At 64.2% G+C, this 25,229-nt stretch carries 19 protein-coding genes; 16 read left to right on the top strand and 3 right to left on the bottom strand.

All coding sequences use genetic code 11. The annotated features are described in order from the left end of the window. On the top strand, positions 1 to 1,227 hold a 1,227-nt coding region (gene glmS / locus KK131_RS14230; RefSeq protein WP_214557354.1), incomplete at its 5' end, for a glutamine--fructose-6-phosphate transaminase (isomerizing). A 58-nt stretch (positions 1,228 to 1,285) separates the two neighbouring features. Here glmS and galE read toward each other — a convergent pair. Next, on the bottom strand, positions 1,286 to 2,293 hold the full coding sequence (galE, locus tag KK131_RS14225) for a UDP-glucose 4-epimerase GalE (RefSeq protein ID WP_214557353.1): 1,008 nt from the start codon (positions 2,291 to 2,293) through the stop codon (positions 1,286 to 1,288). Positions 2,294 to 2,818: 525 nt separating this feature from the next. Between galE and KK131_RS14220 the strand changes: the two genes are divergently transcribed. The 14 genes from KK131_RS14220 to KK131_RS14155 all read left to right on the top strand — a co-directional run bounded on the left by KK131_RS14220 (position 2,819) and on the right by KK131_RS14155 (position 20,759). Beyond that, positions 2,819 to 3,253 (top strand): low molecular weight protein-tyrosine-phosphatase, encoded by a 435-nt coding sequence (locus KK131_RS14220; protein ID WP_214557352.1) that lies wholly within the window; start codon positions 2,819 to 2,821, stop codon positions 3,251 to 3,253. A gap of 31 nt (positions 3,254 to 3,284) precedes the next feature. Continuing rightward, the gene (locus KK131_RS14215; RefSeq protein WP_214557351.1) at positions 3,285 to 5,483 is read left to right on the top strand and encodes a polysaccharide biosynthesis tyrosine autokinase; all 2,199 of its coding nucleotides are present in this window, start codon (positions 3,285 to 3,287) and stop codon (positions 5,481 to 5,483) included. 147 nt (positions 5,484 to 5,630) lie between these two features. Further along, entirely contained in the window at positions 5,631 to 6,590 is a 960-nt protein-coding gene (locus KK131_RS14210) for a Gfo/Idh/MocA family oxidoreductase (protein ID WP_284731482.1), read from the top strand. A gap of 12 nt (positions 6,591 to 6,602) precedes the next feature. Next, positions 6,603 to 7,190, top strand: a complete 588-nt coding sequence (locus KK131_RS14205) for an acyltransferase (protein ID WP_214557350.1) — start codon at positions 6,603 to 6,605, stop codon at positions 7,188 to 7,190. Next, on the top strand, positions 7,187 to 8,308 hold the full coding sequence (locus tag KK131_RS14200; RefSeq protein WP_214557349.1) for a DegT/DnrJ/EryC1/StrS family aminotransferase: 1,122 nt from the start codon (positions 7,187 to 7,189) through the stop codon (positions 8,306 to 8,308). The genes KK131_RS14205 and KK131_RS14200 overlap by 4 nt, the downstream gene beginning before the upstream one ends. After that, a complete protein-coding gene (locus KK131_RS14195) occupies positions 8,305 to 9,408 on the top strand; it encodes a hypothetical protein (protein WP_214557348.1) in 1,104 nt (367 codons plus the stop codon). Before KK131_RS14200 ends, KK131_RS14195 begins: the two co-directional genes overlap by 4 nt. Positions 9,409 to 9,485: 77 nt before the next feature. Next, positions 9,486 to 10,706 carry a glycosyltransferase gene (locus KK131_RS14190; protein WP_345777255.1) on the top strand — a complete coding sequence of 407 codons (1,221 nt, stop codon included), beginning with the start codon at positions 9,486 to 9,488 and terminating at the stop codon, positions 10,704 to 10,706. Positions 10,707 to 10,738: 32 nt separating this feature from the next. Next, positions 10,739 to 12,196, top strand: a complete 1,458-nt coding sequence (locus KK131_RS14185; RefSeq protein ID WP_214557346.1) for an oligosaccharide flippase family protein — start codon at positions 10,739 to 10,741, stop codon at positions 12,194 to 12,196. Positions 12,197 to 12,322: 126 nt separating this feature from the next. After that, positions 12,323 to 13,600 (top strand): glycosyl transferase, encoded by a 1,278-nt coding sequence (locus KK131_RS14180; protein ID WP_214557345.1) that lies wholly within the window; start codon positions 12,323 to 12,325, stop codon positions 13,598 to 13,600. Further along, positions 13,597 to 14,916, top strand: a complete 1,320-nt coding sequence (locus KK131_RS14175; RefSeq protein WP_214557344.1) for a hypothetical protein — start codon at positions 13,597 to 13,599, stop codon at positions 14,914 to 14,916. Before KK131_RS14180 ends, KK131_RS14175 begins: the two co-directional genes overlap by 4 nt. Then, positions 14,913 to 15,998: a glycosyltransferase family 4 protein gene (locus KK131_RS14170; protein WP_214557343.1), complete on the top strand. Its 1,086-nt coding sequence runs from the start codon at positions 14,913 to 14,915 to the stop codon at positions 15,996 to 15,998. Before KK131_RS14175 ends, KK131_RS14170 begins: the two co-directional genes overlap by 4 nt. Continuing rightward, entirely contained in the window at positions 15,998 to 17,965 is a 1,968-nt protein-coding gene (asnB, locus tag KK131_RS14165) for an asparagine synthase (glutamine-hydrolyzing) (protein WP_214557342.1), read from the top strand. The genes KK131_RS14170 and asnB overlap by 1 nt, the downstream gene beginning before the upstream one ends. A gap of 49 nt (positions 17,966 to 18,014) precedes the next feature. Beyond that, on the top strand, positions 18,015 to 19,172 hold the full coding sequence (locus KK131_RS14160; RefSeq protein WP_214557341.1) for a glycosyltransferase family 4 protein: 1,158 nt from the start codon (positions 18,015 to 18,017) through the stop codon (positions 19,170 to 19,172). 90 nt (positions 19,173 to 19,262) lie between these two features. Next, positions 19,263 to 20,759: a glycosyl hydrolase family 28-related protein gene (locus KK131_RS14155; protein ID WP_250887263.1), complete on the top strand. Its 1,497-nt coding sequence runs from the start codon at positions 19,263 to 19,265 to the stop codon at positions 20,757 to 20,759. 58 nt (positions 20,760 to 20,817) lie between these two features. Here the strand turns inward: KK131_RS14155 and KK131_RS14150 are convergent, their stop codons facing one another. Together KK131_RS14150 and KK131_RS14145 are read right to left on the bottom strand one after the other, a co-directional pair. Next, entirely contained in the window at positions 20,818 to 22,020 is a 1,203-nt protein-coding gene (locus KK131_RS14150; protein WP_214557340.1) for an undecaprenyl/decaprenyl-phosphate alpha-N-acetylglucosaminyl 1-phosphate transferase, read from the bottom strand. A 604-nt stretch (positions 22,021 to 22,624) separates the two neighbouring features. Next, complete coding sequence (locus tag KK131_RS14145) at positions 22,625 to 23,653, bottom strand: polysaccharide biosynthesis/export family protein (RefSeq protein ID WP_214557405.1); 1,029 nt, start codon at positions 23,651 to 23,653, stop codon at positions 22,625 to 22,627. Between the two features lie 989 nt (positions 23,654 to 24,642). Between KK131_RS14145 and KK131_RS17755 the strand changes: the two genes are divergently transcribed. Then, positions 24,643 to 24,765 carry a hypothetical protein gene (locus tag KK131_RS17755; RefSeq protein WP_284731481.1) on the top strand — a complete coding sequence of 41 codons (123 nt, stop codon included), beginning with the start codon at positions 24,643 to 24,645 and terminating at the stop codon, positions 24,763 to 24,765. Positions 24,766 to 25,229: the final 464 nt, after the last annotated feature.

Raw genomic sequence — 25,229 nt, 5'->3', positions numbered from 1 at the left:
CGGATGCTGTACCTCGACGAAGGCGACGTGGTCGAGATCACCCGCGACAGCGTGCAGGTGTGCGGCCTCGACGGCGCGCCGGTCGCGCGCGCCGTGCACGAGAGCGAGCTGTCCACCGACGCGGTCGAGCGCGGCGAGTACCGCCACTACATGCAGAAGGAAATCTTCGAGCAGCCGCACGCGGTGGCCAGCACGCTGGAAGCGCGCCTGGGCCCGCACGGCGTGCTGCCGAACACCTTCGGCGTCGACAGCGACGCGCTGCTGCAGGCCACCCGCGGCCTGCACATCATCGCCTGCGGCACCAGCTACCACGCCGGCCTGGTCGCGAAATACTGGATCGAGGAATTCGCCCGCCTGCCGGTCAGCGTGGAAGTGGCCAGCGAATACCGCTACCGCGAGACGGTGGTGCCCGAAGGCACGCTGTTCGTGGCGATCTCGCAGTCCGGCGAAACCGCCGACACCCTGGCCGCGCTGCGCGAATCGCGCCGCCGCGGCTACCTCGGCACCCTGGTGATCTGCAATTCGCCCGAGTCCTCGCTGGTGCGCGAGGCGGACCTGAAACTGATGACCCGCGCCGGCCCGGAAATCGGCGTGGCCTCGACCAAGGCGTTCACCACCCAGCTGGCCGGGCTCGCCCTGCTTTCGCTGGAACTGGCCCGCCGCCACGGCCTCGACCCCGACCGTTACATGGCCCTGTGCGCCGAGCTGCAGCACCTGCCGCGCGCGATCGAGGACGCCTTGCAGTTGGAGCCGGCGATCATCGAGCTGGCCGGCGAGTTCATTCAGCGCCAGCATGCGCTGTTCCTCGGCCGCGGCGCGCAGTACCCGGTGGCGCTGGAAGGCGCGCTGAAGCTCAAGGAAATCTCCTACATCCACGCCGAGGCGTACCCGGCCGGCGAACTCAAGCACGGCCCGCTGGCCCTGGTCGACGAGAAGATGCCGGTGATCGCGGTGGCGCCGAACGGCCCGCTGCTGGACAAGCTGAAATCCAACCTGCAGGAAGTGCGCGCCCGCGGCGGCCGCCTGATCGTGTTCGCCGACGGCGCCGCCGGCATGGGCGACATGGCCGACCACGGCGTCATGCTGCGGGTGGAATCCGGCGGCAGCTTCATCGCCCCCGCCGTGTTCACCGTGCCGCTGCAACTGCTCGCCTACCACGTCGCCGTGCTGCGCGGCACCGACGTCGATCAGCCGCGCAACCTGGCGAAATCCGTGACCGTGGAATGACGCATGGGGCGCGCGCGCCGGACAAGGTTCGGCGCATCCTCCCCGGGCCTTACGAAATTCATGTACTCGAAACCAGCGTCACGGCCTCCCGCGCGAGCTTCTGTTCCCACAGCAGTGCCGTGCGCACGATGAAATCCAGATCGTCGTACTGCGGCCGCCAGTCCAGCCGCTGCTTGAGGCGATCGCTGCGCGCAATCAGCATCGGCGTATCGCCGGCGCGACGCGGCAAATCGATCACGGTCAGGGGATGGCCGTTGACGCGTTGCACCGCGTCGATGACTTCGCGAACACTGTAGCCGTGACCGTAACCGCAGTTGAGCGTCAACGACTCGCCGTCGTCACGCAGGTGATCGAGCGCGCGCAGGTGGGCCGCGGCCAGATCCTCGACGTGAATGTAGTCGCGAATGCCGGTACCGTCCGGCGTGTCGTAGTCGCTGCCGAAGACGGCTATGTTGGCGCGCTTGCCGACCGCATGCTCGCAGGCGACCTTGATCAGCAGCGTCGAGTGAAGCGTGGAATGGCCGATGCGCCCCCTCGGGTCGCAGCCGGCAACGTTGAAGTAGCGCAGGGTCACATGCCGCATCGCCCCGGTGGCGCAGAGATCGCGCAGCATGGTCTCGGACATCAGCTTCGATGCTCCATACGGATTGACCGGCTGCGTGGGCGTGTCCTCGTCGGCGACGCCGTCATCGGTCACGCCATAGACCGCGGCGGTAGAGGAAAAGATGAATCGCCCCACGCCGGCCTCCGCGCAACAGGCGAGCAGGCTTTGCGTATTGCAGGTGTTGTTGCCGTAGTACTTGAGCGGATGGTTCAACGATTCGGGCACCACGGTGTGCGCGGCGAAATGCAGAACCGCATCGACATGATGCTCGTCCAGCACGCGGGCAACCAGTGCGCGGTCACCGACATTGCCGACCACCAGCTCGGCATCACGCACCACTTCGCGGAAACCAGTGCTCAGGTCGTCGATGACGACAACGCTCTCGCCGCGTGCGACCAGCTGCTGGACGACGTGGCTGCCGATGTAGCCGGCGCCACCGGTGACGAGGACGCTGTTGTTCATGACGACGAACCCTCATGACTGTGGAAAACTCGCGCCAGGCCTGCACGGCGTGCCCGGTAGTCGGTATGCACGCACGGCAGCGCCAACCCGACGAGAGACGCAAGCTCAGGCAACATTCGCCCGATCATCCATACGACCAAGGCAAGCCGATGTGAATTCACATTCACGTTCACATTCACATTGCTCACGATGATTGAATGGATCATTTGGCTCCTGTTCACTGTAAAACCATTCGCACATGCAATGATCGAAGACCGCATTGCAGCCTTGCACTGGCAACTGGCCAATTTGCAACGATGCATCAACCTCTTTCCGAAACCGCAAGAACGAAATAATCGAATAGGTAGCGGTTCCTGTTTATAGGCTGCCTATTGAACCCATTATCATGAGTTACGTGACTTGCTGTTGGCAGCAGGCTCCTTGACTCCGTGATATGAGCCTTCGCCAGGAATAGACAGGTGGCCGAGCCCACTATTTCTTGCGCCCTGATCGAGGCTGACTCGGGCTCCAGGAGTTGTCGACGCCGTGTTCAAACAGATACTGATTGTCTGCATGGGCAATATCTGCCGCAGCCCAATGGCCGAATACCTGTTCCGACAGCGCATGAAATCGCGCGACGTCAAATTCAGCAGCGCCGGACTCGGCGCGCTTGTCGGCAGCCCCATGGATGCGACCGCCCTGCAATTGCTTGCCGAAAACGGCATCGACGGCACGATGCATCGCGCACATCAGCTGACGCCTTCCATGTTGCGCGAAGCCGATCTGGTACTGGGCATGGAAAAGAACCATTTAGCCGCAATGATTCAACTCGCGCCCGAGGTTAACGGCAAGGTTTATCTGCTCGACAAATGGCTGCATGGGAATGACATCCCCGACCCTTATCGTCGGCAGCGAACTGCATTCGAACATGTTCACGAGATAATCACGCAGGGTGTCAGTAGCTGGGAACCCTATCTGTGATTCCCATCCACGCCACGAGTTGACCATCCCTATGGCCGCCATCCAAGACGCTGTGCAACGCGATGACGAGATTGACCTGAGCGAACTGCTCGGCACGCTCAGCGACCACAAATGGCTGATTGGCACCATTACCGGCATATTCATCCTGCTCAGCATCGCCTATGCGCTGCTGACCACACCGATCTATCAGGCCACATCCGTCGTGCAGGTGGAACAGAAAGTGCCAAGCCTGCCAGGACTGAGCGCGCTGACCCAGACCCTGGGAGCTTCCAGCCCCGAGGCGACGACGGAAACCGCGTTGATCACTTCGCGCATGGTGATCGGCGCGGCGGTCGACGAGCTCAAACTCACGATCGAAGCGCACCCGCAGCGCATGCCCGTGATCGGCAATTTCTTCGCGCGCCGCTATGCCTCGAAAAATCCCGGCCTGGTGTCCCCGCCCCTGTTCGACATGATCGGTTACGACTGGGGTGGCTCGAAACTGGAAATTTTTCAGCTGGACGTTCCGGACAGCCTGCTGGATCGGCCGCTGAGACTGGTTGCCGGCAAGGACGGCGCCTATGTCCTGGTGGACGACGACGACAACGTCCTGGTCGTCGGCAACACGGGGCAAGCCGCCAGGGGCCATGGCGTGACCATTCAGGTCCAGACGCTGGTTGCAAATCCGGGCACGCAGTTTCGTGTATTCCGCCATCGCCGGCTGACCGTGATCAACGGGCTCCAGCAGGCCATCAACGTCAACGAACAGGGCAAGGAGTCGGGCATCCTCCGGATGACCTATGACAACCCCAACCCGGAGCTGGCCACCAATGTGCTCAAGGAGGTCGGCGAGCTTTATGTGCGGCAGGATGTGGATCGCAATTCCGCGGAAGCGGCGAACAGCCTGAAATTCGTCAGGGAGCAACTCCCCAACGTGCGCCGCGACCTGGAAAGGGCAACGGCGGCGCTCAACGCGTATCAGATCAAGGCGCATTCGGTTGATATCAGCATGCAGACCCAGGGGCTGCTGGATCAGGAAGTTGCCATCCAGGCCAATATCCAGAAGTTGCGCTTGCAGCAGGCGGACATGCAGCGCCAGTACACGCCCGAGCACCCGGCCTACAAGGCGCTGATACAGCAGATCGGCCAGCTGGAGGCGCAAAAGAGCGGGATCGACAAGAAAGTGGGCAACCTGCCGGATACCCAGCAGCAGCTGCTGAAGCTGACCCGCGACGTGCAGGTGAGCAACGACACCTATACCGGGCTGCTCAATCAGGCCCAGCAGCTGGATATAGCCCGCGCGGGCACGGTGGGCAACGTGCGCATCATCGACAAGGCGGCGGTGGACATCACGCGGCCGGTATGGCCGAGAAGAATGATCGTGGTACTCGGCGGCGCGCTCCTCGGCGGGTTTGTGGCCCTCGTCTACGTCTTCATCCGGCAGATGCTCAATCGCGGCATCGAAGACCCCGCCGTCATCGAAAAGATCGGCCTGCCCGTGTACGCCACCATCCCGATCAGCCTGCGCGAGCAGGCATTGCAGGGCAAGCGCATCCACGGAAGGGGCAAACAGCACCTGCTGGTCATGGATGCGCCCACGGACCTGGCCACCGAAGCCTTGCGCAGCTTGCGCACCAGCCTGCATTTCGCCCGGCTGGAAGCCAAAAACAATGTACTCATGATCTCCGGATCCAGCCCGGATGTCGGCAAGACTTTTGTCTCCGCCAACCTTGCCACGGTGGTCGCCCAGAGCAATCAGCGGGTATTGCTGGTCGACGGGGACATGCGCATGGGCTCGCTGCACAAGGTCGTCGGCGGCAAGCCCGAAGTCGGCCTTTCCGAGCTGATCTCGGGCCAGACCGACCTGATTACGGCGACGCGCCAGATCGGCTTGCTGGAAAACCTGCATTTCATCGCTCGCGGCAAGTTGCCGCCGAACCCTTCCGAGCTGCTGATGAACGCCCGCTTCTCCGCGCTGCTCGAGCATCTGAAGCAGATGTTCGACCTGATCATCATCGACACCCCGCCCATCCTGGCGGTGACCGACGCCGCCATCATCGGCCATCACGCCGGCACGGCCCTGCTGGTGGTGCGTTTCGGACTCAATCAGGCACGCGAAGTCGCCCTGGCCAGGCAACGTTTCGAGCAGAACAACGTCCCTCTCAAGGGCGCCATCTTCAACGCCGTGGAAAAACGCAGCAGAGGTTATTACTCCTACGCCTACTACGGCGTCGGCGCGCCGTCCGGATGAAAGATCCGAACCCGGAGCAGCAAGAGAACGGATTCCGATACGCCGCGGGAACGAACGGCGCAGGCAGCAACGACGCGGCTGATCGATCAGCTGAAGCGACGATCACACGGATGCGCCCGGAATCACGCAAGACGCAGGATCAGTTCCATGCCTATCTTGAAGAACTTTGCCCTCATCGGTGCCGCCGGCTACATCGCCCCCCGCCACATGCAGGCCATCAAGGCCACGGGCAACCAGCTGCTGGCCGCGTTCGACCCGAATGACTCGGTCGGCGTCATCGACAGCCATTTTCCCAACGCCGACTTCTTCACCGAATTCGAGCGCTTCGACCGGCATGTCGATCTGCGCCGGCGCGCCGGGAACGGTGGCCAGATCGACTACGTTTCCATCTGCTCGCCCAATTACCTGCACGACTCGCACATGCGCTTTGCCCTGCGCTCCGGCGCCCACGCCATCTGCGAAAAGCCGCTGGTGCTCAACCCGTGGAACATCGATGGGCTGCTGGAAATCGAGCGCGAAACCGGCAGGAGAGTCAGCACCATCCTGCAGCTTCGCCTGCATCCGGCGATCATCGCCTTGCGCGAGCGGGTGCGGCGCGGTCCGCGCGATCACAAGCACGAGGTGGATCTCGCCTACGTCACTTCGCGCGGCCACTGGTACCTGCAGAGCTGGAAAGGCGATCCGAAGAAGTCCGGCGGCATAGCCACCAATATCGGCGTGCACTTCTTCGACATGCTGCACTACATCTTCGGTACGCTGCAGATCAATGTGGTGCACTTGTCCACCGAAACGAAGGCGGCCGGTTACCTGGAATACGAGAACGCCCGCGTGCGCTGGTTCCTGTCGGTGGATGTCGAGGATGTGCCTGCCGCACAACGCGAAAACGGCCAGCGCACCTACCGGTCGATCACGGTGGACGGCGAGGAGATCGAGTTCTCCGGCGGGTTCACCGACCTGCACAACCGCAGCTACGAGGAAATCCTCGGCGGCCGCGGTTTCGGCCTGGAAGAGAACCGCGCCGCCATCGACACGGTGGCAGCCATCCGCAACGGCAAGCCCGCCCCTCGAGCGGGCGATGCCCATCCGTTCCTCCAACGGCAAGCCTGAAGAGTGAGCGCCATGGACTACTACCAGCACCCCTCCGCCATCGTCGATGAAGGCGCCCAGATCGGCGCAGGCTCCCGCGTATGGCACTTCACGCATGTCTGCGGCGGCGCCCGCATCGGCAACGAGGTCTCGCTCGGGCAGAACGTGTTCGTCGGCAACAAGGCGGTCATCGGAGACCGCTGCAGGATCCAGAACAACGTGTCGGTGTACGACAACGTGACGCTGAAGGAAGCCGTCTTCTGCGGCCCGAGCATGGTGTTCACCAACGTGTACAACCCGCGCTCGCTGATCGAGCGCAAGGGCGAATTCCGCGACACGGTGGTCAACAGGGGCGCCACCCTGGGCGCGAACTGCACCATCGTCTGCGGCGTCACGATCGGCGAGTTCGCCTTCGTCGGCGCCGGCGCGGTCGTCAATCGGGACGTGCCGGCCTACGCCCTGATGGCAGGCGTGCCGGCACGGCAGATCGGCTGGATGAGCGAGTTCGGCGAGCAGCTGAACCTGCCGCTGGAGGGCCACGCCGAGGACGTCTGCGCGCATACCGGCACGCGCTACGTGTTGAGCGGGCGCACGTTGTACAGGCAGGAGTCCGCGGAATGATCGACTTCATCGACCTCAGGGCCCAGCAGGCCCGCATCAAGGATCGCCTCGATGCGGGGATCGCCCGCGTGCTCGCGCACGGCCAGTACATCCTCGGCCCGGAAGTGGGCGAGCTGGAGGAAAAACTGGCCGCCTACGCGGGCGTGGCGCACTGCATCTCGGTGGGCAACGGCACCGACGCGCTGCAGATCGCCCAGATGGCACTGGGCATCGGCCGCGGCGACGAGGTGATCACGCCGGGCTTCACCTATATCGCCACCGCCGAAACCGTGGCGCTTCTCGGCGCCAGGCCCGTGTACGTGGACATCGACCCGCGCAGCTTCAACCTCGACCCCGAGCTGCTGGAAGCGGCCATCACGCCGCGCACCCGGGCCATCATCCCGGTTTCGCTCTACGGCCAGTGCGCCGACTTCGACGCCATCAACGCCATCGCCGCGAAACATGGGATTCCGGTCATCGAGGATGCGGCGCAGAGCTTCGGCGCCAGCTACAAGGGCCGCAAGAGCGGCAGCCTCGGCACCCTCGCGTGCACCAGTTTTTTCCCCACCAAGCCGCTCGGCTGCTACGGCGACGGTGGCGCCGTCCTGACCGACGACGCGGAGCTGGCCCGCCTCGTGCGCCAGATCGCCCGGCATGGCCAGGACCGGCGCTACCACCACGTGCGCGTGGGGGTGAACAGCCGCCTGGATACGCTGCAGGCAGCGATCCTGCTGCCCAAGCTCGACATTCTCGACGACGAGATCGCGCTGCGCCGGCAGGTGGCGCAGACCTATGGCCGGCTGCTCGCCGAGGCCGAACTCGCGATCGCGCCCGTCGTCGAAACCTACAACCGCAGCGCATGGGCGCAGTACACCGTACAGGTACCCGACCGCGACGCCGTGCGGGCCCGCCTGAAGGAAGCCGGGATTCCGACCGCCGTGCACTACCCGCTTCCGCTCAACCGGCAGCCGGCCGTGGCCGACCGCAAGGTACGCCTGCCGGTGGGCGACGCCGTCGCGGAACAGGTCATCAGCCTGCCCATGTCGCCGTATCTGGACGCCAGCCGGCAGCATCCCATCGTTGCCGCGCTGGCGTCGGTCCTCTCTCGTCTACCGCCGCACCGGGTTCGTTCCGCATGAAGAAAATCATTTTCGGGAAGTGTTATGCCTTTTCCAGCGAGGCGAGCCTGCAGGAGCTGCTCGCGGAAAGCCTGAGCCTGTACGCGGATGCCGACGATCGGGAGCCCGAGGTGAACATCCGCATCGGCCACACCATCACCGCGCGCAGGCCTTCTTCGGTCAATCCCCGCGTGCACGAGGCATTCGAGCACGGCATGCGGACCTCGTTTCCCACGGTCGACGTCTACTGGGAGCGTTCCAGCGACGGGCGCCTGGAAGTCGAGGTCGCCATCAAGCTGCGCCGCGGGATACGCGGCACGATCCACAAGCTGCTGTCGATGGAGTACTCGCGCGAAACCGAGGCGTTCGAGCAGCTCCTGCACGAGTTCGTGCTGGTGCCGTCGGTCTACTTCTTCGATGACATGGTGCCGATCCATGCGGCAGCGGTGACGATCGGCGACAGCGCCTGCCTGCTCGCCGGCACCGGCGGCGCCGGCAAGTCGTCGGCCATGCTCGCGCTGCGGAGCAACGAGGACGCGAGTTTCATCAGCGACGACATCGTGGTCATGTCAGCCACCGCCCGCGTCCACGGCAACATGGCCTGGCCGAAGATCTACGGCTACAACTGCGCCGGCAACGAGATGAAGAGCGAGCTTCTCGCGGGGCGCGGGTGGATCGACCGCGCCCACTTCAACATCAAGAACCGCGTGAACTCCGCCAGCGTGCGACGCAAGATGTCGCCCGACCGCCTCTACCAGCACGTGGAGTCCGCGTCGGCCCCGCTGTCCCGCCTGTACTACGTGGTGCGCGAGGACGTGCCCGGTATCCGCGTGTCCGCGCTGGACCTGGCCAATGCCGTCGACATGACGATCGCCGTCGTCAGCGCCGAATACAGCATCTTCCACGACCACCTCTACTGGGAGGAATACAACGCGCTGGCCACGGCGCGCACCGCCATGCTGACGATGGACGACGTGACCGCGAACTGGCGCCGGGTGCTCTCGACCAGCCTCGCCGCGGTCGGCTGTTTCAAGATCAGCATTCCCTTGAAGGTGGATCACGCCATCTACCAGGACAGCGTGACCGACATCATTACCTCGGGCATGGCCGCGCCATCGTGAGAATCGTCATCCTGACCAATGCCTACCCCTACCTTCCCGGTGAGCAATTCATCGAGGACGAGATCGGCTACTGGGCCATGCACGACGGCATCAGCGTGACGCTGCTTCCCGCGCTGGCCGCGGGAAAACCGCGGCCCGTGCCGGCGCGCATCGCGGTCGGCCTGGATATGGCCGGCACCATCGGAGCCGGACGCCTGTGGTTCATGCTGGCCGCACTGTGCTCCGCGGTCTTCCGGCGCGAGCTGGGCTACTTGCGGCAGTCGCGAAAGATCCACCCGCGCACCATCGCGCGTGCCCTGCTGCATACGTCCAAGGCGCTCGAACAATCCGCGCAGCTGCAACGGCATGCCAAGGCCCACGGCCGGATCGACGTGGCCTACTGCTACTGGAACGACACGCAAGCCTGCGCCGCCGTGCTCGCCAGGGAAACGGGTGTGGTGCGCAAGGTCGTCTCCCGCGTGCATGGCTTCGACCTGTACGAAGCGCGGCGCGATCACGGCTACATGCCGCTCAAGAGGCAGTTCATCGCCGCCTTCGACGCGATCTTCGCGCTGTCCCGCGAGGCCAGGGCTTACCTGCAACGGACTTACGGCGCGCCGCCGGAAAACATCCGCATCAGCCCGCTGGGCGTGCCGTTGGCAGGCGCCCTCGCGCGCCCGAGCCGCGCCGGGTTCCTGCATGTCGTGTCGGTTTCCTTTTGCCTGCGCGTGAAGCGGCTGGACAGGGTGGTCGACGCACTGCGCCTGCTCGCCGACCGGCACCGGAACATCCGCATGACGTGGACGCATGTCGGCGGCGGTCCGCTGCTGGAAGAGATCATGGCGCTGGCAAAGCTGAAACTGTCCGGCCTGGACAACCTCGACTGCACGTTTACCGGCGAGTTGCCCCACCACGCCGTCAAGGCGCGTTACCTCGACGCTCCGGTGGACATGCTGGTCAACACCAGCGAGTCCGAAGGCGTTCCGGTTTCCATCATGGAAGCGATGAGCGCGGGCGTGCCGGTCGTCGCGCCCGACGTGGGCGGTATCTCCAGCCTGGTGTCCGACCGCTGCGGCGTGTTGCTGGGCCCGCACCCGGACGCGAAGGAAATCGCCGACGCGATGGACCGGGTCGCCTTCGCTGACGGGCACGAGCGTTTGCGCGCCAACGCACGACAGGCGATCGAGGCCGGCTTCGACGCCGCCAGGAATTACCGCGATTTCGTTGCAAGCGTCGTCGCCATCGGAGCGTCCGACGACAACCCGGTCCGACACCGACGCCAGGCGGCATCGAGGATTCGGCAAGCGACAGGAAGGTAGTTGCGACATGGCTCCACCGGACTGATCAACGGATGAACATACGCACTGCTCTGGCATTTGCCGTTGGCCCCATCGCCACCGCCGCGCTCGGCCTGGTGACAGTGCCGGTCATTGCCTGGGTATTCCCGCCGGCCGACGTCGGCCGCCTGAACATCGTGCAGATCGCGGTCTCGTTCGGCGTGCTGCTTTTCAGCCTCGGGCTCGATCGCGCCTACGTGCGGGAGTACCACGAATCGACCGATCGCGCGGCCCTGCTGAAAGCCTGTTTCGCGCCCGGCTGCGCGTTGCTGCTGCTGGCGATGCTGGTGACCGCGCCGTTCGACCAGCACGTCGCCGGCTGGCTGTTCGGGGTGGGGCATGTCGCCTACTACTGGATGCTTCTCGCTTGCGTGGCGACCAGTTTCATCTCGCGGTTCCTTTCGCTGATCCTGCGCATGCAGGATCGCGGCGTGGCGTTCTCGATGAGCCAGATCCTGCCCAAGGTGCTGCTGTTGCTGGTCGTGACGGTGATGGCCGCGTCGACCTTCCGCAAGTCGTTCGCGCAACTGGAAGCGGCATATCTCGTTTCGCTGCTGTCGGTGCTGCTCACCTACGGCTGGAACACGTGGCGCGAATGGGCGCCGGCAGTTCGCGCGCCCGTCTCCCCCGCGCAGGTGCGATTCGTGCTCGGCTACGGGACGCCGCTGATCTTCGCCGGCGTGGCCTACTGGGGGCTGGATGCCACCAGCACGCTGGCGCTGCGCTCGCTGTCCAGCCTTTCGGAGCTGGCGGTCTATTCGGTCTCCATGAGCTTCGCCGGCGTGGGCGTCGTCTTCCAGACGATTTTCACCGTGCTGTGGGCGCCACTCGTCTACAAATGGGTTGCCCACGGCGTGGACATGCGGCGGGTCGACAACATTGCCCAGCAGGCCCTGGCCGTGGTGTGCGCCATCTGGGTGCTGAGCGGCACCTTCTCCTGGCTGGCCGATTTCGTGCTGCCTGCACGCTACATCCAGGTGAAATACCTGATGCTGTGCTGCATCGGCGAGCCGCTGCTCTACACCCTCTCCGAGGTGACTTGCGTAGGCATCGGCATCACGCGCCGGTCCATGCTGTCGTTGTGGTCGACCGTCGCCGCACTGGTCGTCAATATCGCCCTCAGCGTGTGGCTGGTGCCCGCGCACGGCGCGGCCGGCGCCGTGGTGGCCAACGCCATTGCGTTCCTCGTCTTTTTCGTGGCCCGAACCGAAGCGTCGGCCTACGTCTGGCGCCCCTTCCCCCGGGTCCGGCTGTACGTGTTCGTCACCGCCTGCGTGGGACTTTCCATCGCGACGCTGGTATTCGGTCCGCGCGCTCCCGTTCATTTCAGCCTGGTCTGGCTGGCCATGCTACCGATCGCCATCGGGTGTTTCCGTACCGAATGGATGGGCATGTACCGCTCCCTGCAAGCGGCGATCAAGCCGCAGCCCATCTGCCCGGAACCCGAGGGAGGACCTGGTGCCCTGCCATGAGCAGTCGATGCCCTGCCGCCACCGCGCCCACGCCGCCCGATCCACGGAAGGCGCCTGCGCATGCCGGAACAAGGAGTCCATCGTCGCGCCCGATGATGACGCTGCCGACAGATTGAGGATCCAGCGATGAAGAAAATCAATTTGTTTGTCTTCGCGGCGCATCACTTGTCCGGCAATATTGCCGCGCAGCGATTCAAGAGCCTGCTGAAATACCTGGACCCGGCGAAATACCGCGTATTCGTCTTCGCGCGGGAGCCGGCATTGGCCATGGTCGAGGCCACGGCGCCGCCGCACACGGACATCACGGTCTTTCCGCTGCCCGGGCGTTGCGTGGGCAGCGAGTCTTCCGCGATGGCGTCGCTGCTGACCCTGGCGGCGGCCTTCATTCGCCCGCTGCCGTTCCTGTTGGCCGATGGCCATGCGCGCACGCGACCCTGGTTCGTCCACGCGCTGGCCGAGGCCAACCGGCTGTGCTCCGAGAAGCTGGTTGCGGGCGAGCGATGCGTGGCCATCGGCACGTATTCGCCGGTCGACGCCCTGGTCGCTGCTGCGGCCCTGGCCAGCAAACACCGCATCGGCTGCCTGCAGGACTTCCGCGACGGGCTGGTTTTCGAACCGCTAGGCAGGCCCGGCTGGCTGCGAAAATGGATGCGCAAGCTGATCGAGGGGCGCGTGGTGGCCGCCAGCAGCCTGGTCACGTCCGTAAGCCACCCCCTCGTCGACGATTTCCAGCGGCGTTATCCAGGCAAGGCCACGGCAATCCTGCCCAACGGCTACGATCCGGCCGACTTCGCCTCACTCGACAATGATTTCGAAGGCAGCACCCGCGCCGCGGCCATTCTCGCCCGGCAGGTGCCGGCCAACGCGCTGCTGATAGGGCATTTCGGGCGCATCGGCGCCAGCGACGGGTCGGCATCGAAGAGCCTCGATTACCTCGTCGATGCGTTGAACGAGCCCATCGAAGCCAGCGTGAACAGGCACCTGATGTTCGTCGGCGAACTGACGGAGGCCGAGACGGCCTCGCTCCGGCGTGCCAGCTTCTCCGTCAGCGTGCTCGGGCCGGTCGAGCGCACGCTGGCGCTGCAGCTCATGAAACGTTGCGACAAGTTGCTGCTGCTGACCGGCTCGCGTGCCAGCTGCGCCACCGGCAAGCTGTTCGAATACCTCGCCGCCGGCGCAGGCATCGTATGCATTTCGGGAGTGCGCAACGAAGCCACCGCCATCCTCGACCAGACAGGCGCGGGGCAAACCATCCTGACCAGCGCGGGCGCATCGGGAAGCGATGCGCTGCGGATCGCGCTATCGCCTTCGGGCGTCGGTGCGCGGCACGACATCGCCGCCTACAGCAGGGTCGCCCAGGCCGGTATGCTCGACCGCTGGATTTCGAACATGGTGCAGCCATGAACCCCGGCAACGAACCCGCGCCGGTGCCGCCGATGTCCGTATTCCTGTCGCCGGAACCGCAGTCCTTCACCGGCAGGTACCGGTTCACCGTGCGCCACATGTTCCTGGGGGTGGCCTTTGCGCTGCTCCTGCTGACGGTGGTCGTGCCCAACTCTCTCCCCGTCACCAGCGCAGCGGCGATGGGGCTGGCCTTCATGCTGGCGTTGCCTGGGCTGCGCATCGGCCCCGGCTTCAGGACCCTGTTGGCGCTATATGCCTGCACGGTGATCGTCACCCTCGTCTACATGGTCGTGGGCGGCATGCACGATGCGCCGCAGGAGGCCGAGATCCAGGTGGTGGCGATCTACATCCTTTCACCTCTGCTGTGGACCATCATTGCCGATGGCCTGCTGAGACAGCTGGGAACCGACCGGCTGATCGACTGGTTCGCCGTGCTCAGCCTGCTGTGCGCGCTGAGCGTCGCCCTGTTCTTCTATCTGTACCTCAGATATGGCGCGGCAGCCGTGACGTTCTTCTTCGAAGGCGCCAACGTCAATCTCAACGAGGGGTTTGCCGGCGCCACCATGCACGTCTACGGCTCGCTGATCTTCCTGTGCGGCGGCTTCTTCGGTTCGCCCGAACTCATCAAAAACCGGCTGATGCGGCTCGCGCTGCTGGCGATGCTGCTGGTCTGCGCGTTGACCTCCGGCCGCACGGCGCTGATCCTCGCCGTGCCGCTCGGCTGGTTTCTCGGCCTGCTGCTGTCGTCACGCACGACCGGCCGCCGGCAAAAATCGCCGATCTTCCGCATCATCCGCTATGGCCTGCCGATGCTGATCGCGGTGACAACGGCACTCGTCCTGCTGCAGGCCTACACGCAAATCAGCCTGTCGACGGTGCTCGACGCCGTCTCGACCAAACTCGCCTCGGGCGGCGGCAGCGCGCGGGTGCAGATGACCCGTTCGCTGTTCGCCGGCATTCTTGCCAACGATGGCCTGGGCGCCGGCCACGGCGTCGGCGTGGACTTCATCAGCGATACGGTTCATCCCTGGCGCTACGAGTTGGTGTGGCTGGCCACGCTCTATCGGGTCGGGATACTCGGCACGCTGATCTACGCCCTGCCGTTCCTGCTTTACATCGTTGCCGTGATCCGGCTGGCCTATGGCCGTCGGCTGCCGCCCCGGCACAAGTTCATGTTCTGCGGCTTCGTCTGCGCCTTCCTCGGAACCAATACGAACCCCTACATCGAGGCCTTCGTCTTCCAGTGGATGTACGTCGTCCCGCTGGTGGCGCTGTCCATCGAGTACCCGATGGCGTTGAGGAAGGGCCAGGAATGAAGCGTCTCAAGGTCCTGCTGTTTTCCAAATATTCGCGACGTGGCCCCAGTTCGCGATTGCGCAGCCTGCAGTACCTCGCTCCGCTGCGCGATCACGGCATCGACGTGCAGGTGCATGCACTGTTCCCGGATGCCTATCTCGAAGCGCTCTACGGCGGCCACCCCGAGGCCGCCAGATACCGCGCATGGGGCTATTTCAGCCGGCGGCTCATGCAGCTCCTGCGCCGCCGCGAACACGACCTCGCCTGGATCGAGGGCGAATTGTTTCCCTACCTGCCCTACTGGATCGAGGCAGCGCTGGCACGTTCGCTCAAGTCGTACGTGGTCGACTACGACGATGCGCTGTTCCACAAATACGACCAGTCCGCCAACCCGCTGGTACGCCGCATGCTGGGCCGCAAGATCGACCGGATCATGCATGGCGCCGCCTGCGTGATCGCCGGCAACCGGTACCTAGCGGCACGGGCCAGGCAGGCGGGTGCCGCGCGGATCGAAATCATCCCGACGGTGGTGGACGAGCTGCGCTATGCGGCGACTAGCCCGGCCGATGAGCAGCCACCGGTCATCGGCTGGGTCGGCTCGCCCGCCACCGAACACTACATGCTGGATATCCGCCAGGTGCTTGAGCAGGTTTGCGCCGGGCACCATGCGCGTCTGCTGCTGGTCGGCGCGCGAGCGGAGACCGCGAACCAGTTCGACGGCATCACGCCGGAAGTGGTGGCATGGTCCGAAGCCAGCGAGGCCGCCATGATCGCGCGGATGGACATCGGCATCATGCCGCTGCTCGACAGCCCGTGGGAGCGCGGCAAGTGCGGCTACAAGATCATCCAGTACATGGCGTGCGGCCTACCGGTGGTGGCCTCCCCGGTCGGGGCCAATGTCGACATCGTGCGCCACGGCGAGAACGGTTTTCTGGCAGCGGACGATGCCGCATGGCGGGACGCTCTGGAACGCCTGATCGCGAACCCGTCCCTGCGCGCGCGCATGGGCCGCGCGGGTCGCGCGCGGGTCGAGGCCGAATACAGCCTGGTGGCGCAGGTGCCGCGGCTCGCGGACATATTGCGCCGTGCGGGGCATGCGTGATGTGCGGCATGACCGGCCTTTGGCAACGCCACGGTGGCGCACGGGACGCGCTGCTGGCACAGGTACAGGCGATGTCGGCCCGGCTCAGCCATCGCGGCCCCGACGACAGCGGCGCGTGGTGCGACGAGGCCGCCGGCATCGCGCTGGCGCAGCGGCGCCTGTCGATCCTCGACCTCTCTCCCGCCGGCCACCAGCCCATGCATTCGAGCGACGGGCGCCATGTCATCGTGTTCAACGGCGAGATCTACAACCATCTCGAGTTGCGCGAGCGTCTTCATGCGGAACATGCCGCGCCGGCGTGGCGCGGGCATTCCGATACCGAAACCCTGCTCGCATGCTTCGTCGCCTGGGGCGTCGAACGAACCCTGCAGGCCAGCGTCGGCATGTTTGCGTTCGCCCTGTGGGATCGCCAGCAGCGCGCGCTCACGCTGGCGCGCGACCGGATGGGCGAAAAGCCGCTGTACTACGGCTGGCAGGGCGACACCTTGCTGTTCGGTTCGGAGCTGAAGGCGCTGAAGGCGCATGCCGCCTTCCAGGCGGATATCGATCGCGGCGCACTGGCGTTGTTGCTGCGCCACGACTGCATTCCCGCGCCCCATGCCATTTACCGCGGCGTGTTCAAGCTGCGTCCCGGACACCTGCTGCGCATGCCGGCGGATGTGCCGCGGGAGGCGCAACCGGCGCCCTACTGGCGCTACAACGAAGCGGTAAGCGCGGGCCTGGGCGAACCGCTGATCGCTACCGACGCCGCAGCCACCGACGCTCTGGAAGCGCAACTGGGCGCCAGCGTCGGCGCGCAGATGCTTTCCGACGTGCCGCTGGGCGCGTTCCTCAGCGGCGGCATCGACAGCAGCACGGTCGTGGCGCTGATGCAGGCGCAAAGCGATCGGCCGATCAAGACATTCACCATCGGCTTCAGCGAAAACGGCTACGACGAGGCCGCGCACGCCAAGGCGGTGGCGAGACATCTCGGCACGGAGCACACCGAACTGTACGTGCATCCCGCGGATGCGCTGGCCGCCATCCCGCGGCTGCCCGCGATTTTCTGCGAGCCGTTCGGCGACAGCTCGCAGATCCCCACCTTCCTGATCAGCCAGCTGACCCGTCGCGAAGTGACGGTGGCGCTGAGCGGCGATGGCGGCGATGAACTGTTCGGCGGCTACAACCGCTACCTGGCGGCGCGTACCACCTGGGAGAAGGCGCAGCGCCTGCCGCCGCTGGCACGTCGTGCCGCGGCGGGCGCGCTGCGCGTCGTGGCCCCGGCGGCGTGGGACAGGTTGTTCGAGCGCGTCAAGCCGTTGCTGCCGAAGCGCTGGCACCTGGCCACGCCGGGCGACAAGGCGCAGAAGCTCGCGGACGTGCTCACGCTGTCGAGCGGCCAGGCATTCTTCCTCAACCTCGCCAGCCAGTGGCAGGACCCGGCCGGGATCGTGCTTGGCGCGCAGGAACCGCCGACTGTGCTGACCACTCCCGAAGCGTGGCCGCACGCCGGCAACCTTGCGCAGTGGATGATGGCGATGGATGCGCAAACCTACCTGCCCGACGACATCCTGGTGAAGGTCGACCGCGCCGCGATGGCCAACAGCCTGGAGACCCGCGTGCCGATGCTCGACCACCGCGTGGTGGAGCTGGCCTGGCGCGTGCCGCTGCGGCAGAAGATCCGTGACGGGCAAGGAAAATGGCTGCTGCGCCAGGTGCTGTATCGGCATGTGCCAAGAGAGCTGGTCGAGCGGCCCAAGATGGGCTTCGGCATTCCGCTGGACAGCTGGCTGCGCGGCCCCTTGCGCGACTGGGCAGAAGCCCTGCTCGATGAGAGCCGCCTGCGCCAGGAGGGCTATTTCCAGCCGGCCGCGATCCGGCAGAAGTGGAAGGAGCACCTGAGCGGCCGGCGCAACTGGCAGCATCAACTGTGGACGGTGCTGATGTTCCAGGCCTGGCTGGAGGAAAACCGGAGGGCATCGGCATGACGACCGGCGCCTGTGGTCATGCACCCATGGCTGCGCGCGGGGCGTGCACATGAAAGCCGTCCTGTTCGCCAACACCGACTGGTACCTCTACAACTTCCGGCGCGCGCTGGCGACGTCGTTGCAGCGGGCCGGCTACGACGTGCTGCTGATTTCTCCACCCGGACCGTATGGCGACAGATTGCGCGCCCTGGGCCTGCGCTGGGAACCGTTGCCGATGCAGCGGCGCAGCTTGAACCCGCTGCGCGAGCTGGCGTTGCTGTGGCACCTGACGCACCTGCTGCGGCGCGAACGGCCCACGCTGGTCCATGGCTTCACCATCAAGTGCGCCGTGTACGGCTCGCTGGCGGCGCGGCTGGCCGGCATTCCCGCCAGGGTGAATGCCGTGGCGGGAATGGGCTACGTATTCACCAGCTCGCACTTGAAGGCGCGGCTGTTGCGGCCGGTGGTGCGCGGCTTGCTGCGGCTGGCACTCGGCGGCCGTGGCGCACGACTCATCCTGCAGAATGCGGACGACGCCGAACTGTTCCGGCGGGCCGGACTGGTCGACCCGGCACATATCCGCCTGATTCGCGGCTCGGGCGTGGATTGCGCGCAATTCGCCGGGATATCCCGGCAGGCATCCGACGATGGATGCCCGCGCGTGCTGCTGGCCAGCCGCCTGCTCTGGGACAAGGGCGTCGGCGAATACGTCGCCGCGATCCGGCAGCTGCGCCGCCAGGGCCGCACGCTCCATGCCCTGCTCGCCGGCACGCCGGATCCCGGCAACCCCGCCGCGGTGCCCGAGCTGACGATACGCGGATGGGTCGACGAGGGCCTGCTGACCTGGCTCGGCCACGTCGACGACATGATCGGCCTGCTCGGATCGGTCGATATCGTGGTGCTGCCGAGCTATCGAGAAGGATTGCCGCGGACCCTGGTCGAGGCGGCCGCCTGCGGGCTTCCATTGATCACCACGGATGTGCCGGGCTGTCGCGAAGTGGTATCCGACGGCGTCGACGGACTGCTGGTTCCGCTGGGAAACAGCGACGCGCTGGCGCAGGCGATCGCGCGGCTGCAGGACCACCCCGAATTCGCGCGTCGACTGGGCGAAGCGGCGCGCCGCAAGGCACGGACGCAGTTCGATGAACGCATCGTCATCCAGCGCACCATGGCAGTCTATGCGGAGCTGTGCAACCTGCCTGAGGCATCCGCCGAATCGTCCATTTAGGCGTCCATATGAAACAGCACGACGAACCTTCCCGTGACGCAAGTCATGTAAGGTTCAGAGCCAGAACTTCTCCCGCGTTAGACTCGACCGATGGCTCCGCTGGAGCCATCACTCCCGTCACAGAAGTCCTACACAACCGGAGGCTGCGCCATGCCATCCTCGTTGCAAAAGGCGAACGTACTGGATTTCATCCCCGCGTCGGAACATGCCGCCATCCGTGCCGGCCACAGCACGTACGACTGCACAGGCGGCATCCAGGCCGCGATTGCCGCTGCCGGCAAGGTGTTCGTGCCCGCCGGGGTCTATCCCGTGAAACAGCTGAACCTCAAGTCCGGCTTCGAGCTGTACGGCGAGGGACATGCCAGCGAGCTGAAGGCATACGACAAGACGCTGGCCAGCGAGTTCATGCTCGTCACCCACATACGCGACGGCGGCAGCCGCCGCGTCGCGGACAACATGCGCGACATCCACCTGCACGATCTGAAGCTCGACGGGCGGGTGGCCGAATTCGGCTACGAGCAGTACTTCTACCTGCTCGCCGTCAATGCCACCTCGGACCTGACCGTCGAACGGGTGATGTTTTACGGCTTTCGCGGGGACGGCATGTATGTCGGTTCGGGGACGCTCGCGAGCACCGAACGCCACAACCAGCGCATCGCCGTGCGCGACTGCGTGTTCGACGGCGCGGTCAAGGACAACCGCAACGGGTTGTCCGTCATCGATTGCGACGGGCTTACGGTGGAGAACTGCGTCTTCCGGAATATCGGCAACGCGAAACTTTCCCGTTCGGTGGGCGGCATCGATTTCGAGCCCGACCACAACTGGAGCGTGTACCGCCACGTGACCATCGCCCGTTGCCGATTCGTCGACATCGATTCCGTGAACACAGCGGGCATCACGTTCTTCAACGGACATCAGGTCGGCGACAACATCCACGACTGGGTCGTGTCGGACTGCGAGTTCACGAACTGCTACTGGGGCATCGACACCTCGACCAAGGCCAAGACCGCCACGGACAGGCCGGACAATCTCAGCGTGCTGAACTGCCACTTCCTCAACTCGATACGCGTCGACGTGGCGGTCAAGGGCTTGAGCGGCACGCAGATCAGTGGCTGCACCTTTCAGCGCTCGCCGCCGGGGTCCGGGCCAGGCGGCGATGCGATACGCCTCGGCGCCATCGCTTCCCGAACCAGCCGGAATGCCATCAACACGGTGGTCACCGGCAATACGTTCATCGGCATACGGCCGCAGATGGGCGTGATCGGCGTGCTTGGCGCGAACGGTCTGGTATGCGCGGGCAACGTGTTCGCCGACATCCACGCGACCTGCATCAACTTCGCCGAAGACAAGTCGCCCGACAATGCACGGAAGATCGACCGGGTGGTCATTTCCGGAAATGTGGTGAAGCATGGCGCACGCGCTGCTTCCATGTCGTTCCTGAGCACGAGCAACGAGATGCGCATCAGCAAGGGCCATCTGATGCTGGAACACTCTTTCGAGTACGCGAACGACGTCGAGGGCAGCGTAAAGAAGGTCGCCAATGGCGCGACGATCGAGTTCCGCGGAGTCAGGCGGCCCCGATCCTGAGACCTGCAAATCATCCTCTCCAGCGTGACGTGCCTGCCGTGGATCATTCCGCCGTGGGTCAACGACGGGATGATCGTCGCGCCGGACCGTACGCCTCGGTTTTGTCGCTTTCCTCAAGCATGAGCCCATCCTTCTGCCCGGCAAGCTCATCCGAATCGGATTCCCGGACGGCGTTCGACGAATTGATGGCCGCGTCGACGGCATGTTGCGAATCGGGCGCCCCGCGCTGGCGGGCTTCCTGGCGCAGCCATACATGTGTGACCGTCACCGCGTACACGCCCATGGCCACGCAGAATGTGGCCAGGTTCGTACCCGCCGAGTGGGCTGCGCTGCTGATGAATGCACCGATGAGCGCGAGGCTGGAAGCGAGTGCGACGAGTGCAGCCAAGGTCGTACGAGGTCCAAGGCCCGTTCCCAGCAGGATATGGTGGATGTGCCCACGATCTGGCTTGAACGGTGACCTGCCCTGGCGCATGCGCCGATACATCACCGCAAAAGTGTCGAAGACCGGCAGCGCCACGCACCACAGCACATTGACGGGCGACAACTGCGTCTGGGGTATCTGGCTCATGCGGATAAGCGCCCAGGCCAACAGATAGCCGATCAACATGCTTCCGGCATCACCCAGGAAGATCTTTCCGCCCATGAAACCCTGGTTGGCGACGAGGTAAGGCAACGACGCGGCGGCCAGCAAGGCCAGCAACGCGATGACTCCATGCAAGGGCGTGGGATCGGCAAACAGGATGATGGCGGCGATGCTGACCAATTCCAGGCTGCCGGCGAGGCCGTCGATGCCGTCCATCATGTTGAACGCATTCACCAGGCCGATGACGGCGATCACCGTCAACGGAACGCCGGTCCAGCCCAACGCCACTTTATGGCCAAAGAGAGTCCCCAGCGTGTGGATGTAAACGCCGGTGCTGGCGATGACCGTCAGGATGACGATGGTCTGAATCAGCAGTCGATCCCGCACGCTGAGGTCGAAGCGGTCATCCAGCGCGCCGAGCATGACAAGCACGGCGGCAGTGCCCAACAGAACCATCTCGAATTCCTGGAACTGGCCGTGGCCAGCCGCCCCTGCGGCCACTCCCATGAAGATTGCGAGTCCCCCAACCAGCGGCACGTCACCAATATGCTGTTTGCGCTGATCGGGGTGATCCACCAGTCCCAGCGAGACAGCGAACCGGCGCAGCACGACAATGGCCAGGGCCGATGTGCATGCAGCAACCAGACAATCAACGACTAGCCGTGGTTCGTGCATGGCATCTCTACCTCCGACCAACCTCGAGTGGATCCCCCTGATTCCAGCCGAGCTCAAATTGTGAGTGATGCAGACATCGAGCCGTGAAAACCCCGACGGTCTGCGCCTATGGACCTGTGGATTGATGATTGGCGAATCGCCGTTTTACCCGATGGAAAAACAAGTTGACGCCCATGGGATAATCCGACAGTCATTGCTAGGAAAAACGAACTTGTTCTAATCTCAGACTTAGGAACCTACCATCTTTGGGTGCTGGTGCTTACGTAGTGCAAACCATTTATTCAGCCCCACATGCCTTAGATGACCATTTCGTCAATCATTTGTTCAAATTGCGTTCCACGATAATCGGCCTGATTTTCATGGACTGAACGGAGCCTGTCCACGCGCTGAATAGACTTCCGGACCGCGAATTCGACTGCCTGCCCGCCATGGAGCGAAACGACAGGGACTGGCCGCCCGCAGCAGCAACGGCCAGGCCGTAGTAATACGCATACCGGATGGCTACGCACATCCCCTTCGGGGCGGGCCACTCGCACGACATCGACCGACAGCGCGCTCGCTGCCGGCCGATGGTTTCGCTTCACCTGTGAGTGGCTGAATCGCCTCAGTGGGTCGCGCTGTAGTTTGCAGCGGCTGCGCTGCTGAGCAGGGTGGCCGATGGCAACAACTGGCTCAACACGCGGTTCCAGCGAGTCACGCCAGCCGCGCCGACAAACACCACGTCGCCGGGCTTTACCCTGAACTGGTCTCCCAGTGCGAACGCCGTGGGCGAACGGGCATCAAGCTGAAAGACCTTGGCCGGAGCGTTTTCCAGATTCTTCGCACCACGAATGACGTACACCTCCCTGCCATCGGAAGTGACGGGGTTGAGGCCGCCCGCGCGACCCAGCGCCTGCGTCAGCGAAATGTCGGAAACGCTCCTGAAGGTGACGGCCAGGGGATGCAGCACCTCTCCCATCACGTACACCTCCTGGGTGTCGTTGAAAGGAAGCAGCAGGCGGTCTCCCGGCTTCAGGTAAATATCCTGCGCAATGCCGTGGCCGTTGCCCAAGGCAGTCAGGTCCAGGTGGTAATCCTGCCCGTCGCGGGTCAATATCAGATCGGACATGTTGGCCTGATCGGCATTGACCGCTGCCGTGCCAAGCGCCTGCCCCAAGGTCAGCGGAACCGTCGTGATCGGCTGCGGAGCGGTATTCTTGAAAGCACCCTGCAGCAGCACGTGCTGGCTGTTATAGCCGACGACGCCGACATCCACCTGCGGCCTCTCCACATACTTGGCGATCTTCGTGCTGATGTCCTGGCGCACCTCTTCGATCGTCATTCCCGCGACTTTCACGGAACCCACGTACGGATAGAACATCGTGCCATCCGAACGAACCAAGCGGCCATTGGCTGCCGTCTGCTGCTGTGATCCGGCAGGCGATGTCAGTTCCGGATGGTCCCAGACCGTGATGTAGAGCGTATCGCCGGGGCCAACGCGGTAAGGCTCCGGCTTGTACGACAACAGCGCCTGCGGCACCGTGGCGCTCAATACCGCTGCATTGTCCTGCGTCAACAGTTGCGGAGTGATCGTCACCAACTGGACCTGGCTGCTGTCCGTCGGTGTACCGCGAACCAGCCCTTCGCCAGACATGCGTTGTCCCGGCGCCAACACGCAACCGTTAACGAGCAACGCGAAACTCAGAATGATAAAGGCGCGACTTTTTTTCATGGTTAATAGGCCTCGAAGATTACAATCCACTAGGCCATCCTGGAATCGACATTAAACAACACGTAACGCAGTAAATCCGGGATTTCGACCAGGCAGTCGGCGCCCGGTAAAGCGTAAATTCATTTTTCTGCGGCCGGGCTTCCCGAACCCCGCGGTTCAATAACCGGATTGAGAATCAGACATGAAAATGGATCAGTGGATGCCACATGCCGTGTGAAGGAAACATCACGAGCCATCGAATATATGGCGACGTTGATTGATTATGGATAACACGACAAAACGCGCAGCCTGGGATCTGCCAGCAAGTGAAATCGGCATGAGTTGGCGACATCCGACCCGGAATCAACGACGATGGAATCGCCACGCACAGGCTGATCTTTCCAGTCATCGCATGGCCGACGTGATCGAGTGTCGCCACAACACCATGAGATATGGAAGGCCATTCGCAATGAAGTCGAAGAAGGCCGTCGGCCCATGAAGAATCACGAGGGGGCATCTGCCTGATCGTTCCTTCTTCGCCCGAACAAACGGCCGGATGCTCACCGGCCGCCGCTGCACCGCGCTGGCGGACGGAGCAGGAGTTCCCACGCCGAGGGCCATGCGCGGCAGCGCGGCATGGCCGAACGCCAGATACGCATGTCCGAGGAACCATGCCGCCCATCGCGGTACTTTTGCGGCCTGCCTGTGCAGAAAGCGCTGAGCCGTTACACTCTATGCAAACCAGCGCGCCCCGCCACGCACTGTCCCACTTTGGCACTCGAGTCAAACTGCGGCATCCATCGCAAATCGGTACCTGGAGTCGCCATATTCAATGTCCAACAGCGTCTGCACCTTGGTTTGGCACGATACTAGCCCTCGTTAGCAACCATCCACGTCGTGTTCGGCTGCCACCTGTCTGGTGCGAAAAAAACATGGGAAACGACAAGAAAAAGCCTGCCTGGGATAAAAACTCCCGAGGATTCTGGCTTGCTGTTTGTCTGGTGCTCAGTGCGTTGGCCGGTTGGCTGATGTTCCATCTGAACATTCTGCACTGACGCCGGGAACGATCCGGCTGCAGAACATCCGCCGGCCGGGTTTGGCCCGGCACGGACGTTGCCCCGCTACAAGACAGCCTTCTGATGGCGCCGCGGCCAGCCGTGTCGCCGTATCTCAAGCCGCCGCTCGCCCGCCGCTCGCCATGGAAAACGCGTCACGCCGAATCGGCCCGCGGCGAGGTAAAACATGAGCCGCCCGCAATACTTCGGGACGCCCGCCGTCACTCGTTTCGACCCGAGACAGTTGCGTATCCGCCGCCTGGAAACGTGCACGGTATGTGCACGCCATACCTTGGCATAGTCCGCGATGCGTTGGCGCAAACGCAAGGGTTAGCCCACGTCAAGAACGCTGACTCACGCTGCATGCGCACGCAATTCCAACTGCGCGTGGCCATTACGGCATGCGGATACAGAGTCGCCTGCGGACGGAACTCCGTGCATCGGCCGAGAGAAATTCACTGCGA

Source organism: Rhodanobacter sp. LX-99, assembly GCF_018599185.1.
Classification (GTDB): Bacteria; Pseudomonadota; Gammaproteobacteria; order Xanthomonadales; family Rhodanobacteraceae; genus Rhodanobacter.
This window is presented reverse-complemented; position numbering and strand designations above follow the sequence as displayed.

What these genes read in the sequence shown, in the direction of transcription:
- KK131_RS14195 (WP_214557348.1), top strand. Translation starts at nt 8,305, where the DNA reads ATGAAGAAAATCATTTTCGGGAAGTGTTATGCCTTTTCCAGCGAGGCG.
- KK131_RS14215 (WP_214557351.1), top strand. Translation starts at nt 3,285, where the DNA reads ATGGCCGCCATCCAAGACGCTGTGCAACGCGATGACGAGATTGACCTG.
- KK131_RS14205 (WP_214557350.1), top strand. Translation starts at nt 6,603, where the DNA reads ATGGACTACTACCAGCACCCCTCCGCCATCGTCGATGAAGGCGCCCAG.
- KK131_RS14180 (WP_214557345.1), top strand. Translation starts at nt 12,323, where the DNA reads ATGAAGAAAATCAATTTGTTTGTCTTCGCGGCGCATCACTTGTCCGGC.
- galE (WP_214557353.1), bottom strand. Translation starts at nt 2,293, where the DNA reads ATGAACAACAGCGTCCTCGTCACCGGTGGCGCCGGCTACATCGGCAGC.
- KK131_RS14150 (WP_214557340.1), bottom strand. Translation starts at nt 22,020, where the DNA reads ATGCACGAACCACGGCTAGTCGTTGATTGTCTGGTTGCTGCATGCACA.
- KK131_RS14185 (WP_214557346.1), top strand. Translation starts at nt 10,739, where the DNA reads ATGAACATACGCACTGCTCTGGCATTTGCCGTTGGCCCCATCGCCACC.
- KK131_RS17755 (WP_284731481.1), top strand. Translation starts at nt 24,643, where the DNA reads ATGGGAAACGACAAGAAAAAGCCTGCCTGGGATAAAAACTCCCGAGGA.
- KK131_RS14190 (WP_345777255.1), top strand. Translation starts at nt 9,486, where the DNA reads ATGCACGACGGCATCAGCGTGACGCTGCTTCCCGCGCTGGCCGCGGGA.
- KK131_RS14200 (WP_214557349.1), top strand. Translation starts at nt 7,187, where the DNA reads ATGATCGACTTCATCGACCTCAGGGCCCAGCAGGCCCGCATCAAGGAT.
- KK131_RS14145 (WP_214557405.1), bottom strand. Translation starts at nt 23,653, where the DNA reads ATGTCTGGCGAAGGGCTGGTTCGCGGTACACCGACGGACAGCAGCCAG.
- KK131_RS14160 (WP_214557341.1), top strand. Translation starts at nt 18,015, where the DNA reads ATGAAAGCCGTCCTGTTCGCCAACACCGACTGGTACCTCTACAACTTC.
- KK131_RS14170 (WP_214557343.1), top strand. Translation starts at nt 14,913, where the DNA reads ATGAAGCGTCTCAAGGTCCTGCTGTTTTCCAAATATTCGCGACGTGGC.
- KK131_RS14155 (WP_250887263.1), top strand. Translation starts at nt 19,263, where the DNA reads ATGGCTCCGCTGGAGCCATCACTCCCGTCACAGAAGTCCTACACAACC.
- KK131_RS14175 (WP_214557344.1), top strand. Translation starts at nt 13,597, where the DNA reads ATGAACCCCGGCAACGAACCCGCGCCGGTGCCGCCGATGTCCGTATTC.
- KK131_RS14210 (WP_284731482.1), top strand. Translation starts at nt 5,631, where the DNA reads ATGCCTATCTTGAAGAACTTTGCCCTCATCGGTGCCGCCGGCTACATC.
- asnB (WP_214557342.1), top strand. Translation starts at nt 15,998, where the DNA reads ATGTGCGGCATGACCGGCCTTTGGCAACGCCACGGTGGCGCACGGGAC.